General features: G+C 68.9%; 1 protein-coding gene and 1 pseudogene. Both read right to left on the reverse strand.

All coding sequences use genetic code 11. From position 1 onward, the window contains the following. A pseudogene (locus QZH66_RS17060) lies at nucleotides 1-212 on the reverse strand (proline dehydrogenase family protein); the annotation flags it as partial. Next, entirely contained in the window at nucleotides 154-930 is a 777-nt protein-coding gene (locus QZH66_RS17065) for a proline dehydrogenase family protein (protein ID WP_305807039.1), read from the reverse strand. The pseudogene QZH66_RS17060 and the gene QZH66_RS17065, both read right to left, overlap by 59 nt. Between the last annotated feature and the right edge of the window lie 9 nt (nucleotides 931-939).

Below are 939 nucleotides of genomic sequence, written 5' to 3' on the forward strand. Positions count from 1 at the left end.
TCGCTGTCCCAGTAGGCGCCCTTGACCAGCCGCACCATGATGCGGCGCTGGCTGCGCCGGGCCAGGTCGATCAGGTAGTCGATCACGAACGGGCAGCGTTTCTGGTAGGCCTGGACGACAAAGCCCACGCCGTTCCAGCCCGCCAGGGCCGGTTCATGGCACAGGCGCTCCAGCAGGTCGAGCGAGAGTTCGAGCCGGTCGGCCTCTTCGGCNGCGGCGCTGGCTGCGCCGGGCCAGGTCGATCAGGTAGTCGATCACGAACGGGCAGCGTTTCTGGTAGGCCTGGACGACAAAGCCCACGCCGTTCCAGCCCGCCAGGGCCGGTTCATGGCACAGGCGCTCCAGCAGGTCGAGCGAGAGTTCGAGCCGGTCGGCCTCTTCGGCGTCGATGTTCAGGCCGATGTCGTGCTGGCGCGCCTGCAGCGCCAGGCGCAGCAGCACCGGGTAGAGCTCGTCCATGACGCGCTCGTACTGCGCGCGGCAGTAGCGCGGGTGCAGGGCCGAGAGCTTGATGGAAATGCCCGGCCCTTCGTAGATGCCGCGCCCGTTGGACGCCTGGCCGATCGCGGCGATGGCCTGCTCGTAGGCCTCCCGGTAGCGTGCCGCGTCGTCACGGGTCAGCGCGGCTTCGCCGAGCATGTCGTAGGAATGGCGAAAGCCTGCGCTCTCGCGCTGGCGCGCGTTGGCCAGGGCCTGGGCAATGGTTTCACCGGTGACGAACTGCTCGCCCATCATGCGCATCGCCATGTCCACGCCCTTGCGGATCAGCGGCTCGCCGCCCTTGCCAATCAGGCGCGCCAGCGCGCTGGAAAGGCCGGTTTCGCTGTGCGTGGCCACCAGCTTGCCGGTCAGCAGCAGGCCCCAGGTGGCGGCGTTGACGAACAGCGACGGGCTCTTGCCCAGGTGCGCTTGCCAGTGGCCGGCGCTGATCTTGTCGCG

This window comes from Stenotrophomonas sp. YIM B06876 (genome assembly GCF_030711595.1).
GTDB lineage: Bacteria > Pseudomonadota > Gammaproteobacteria > Xanthomonadales > Xanthomonadaceae > Stenotrophomonas.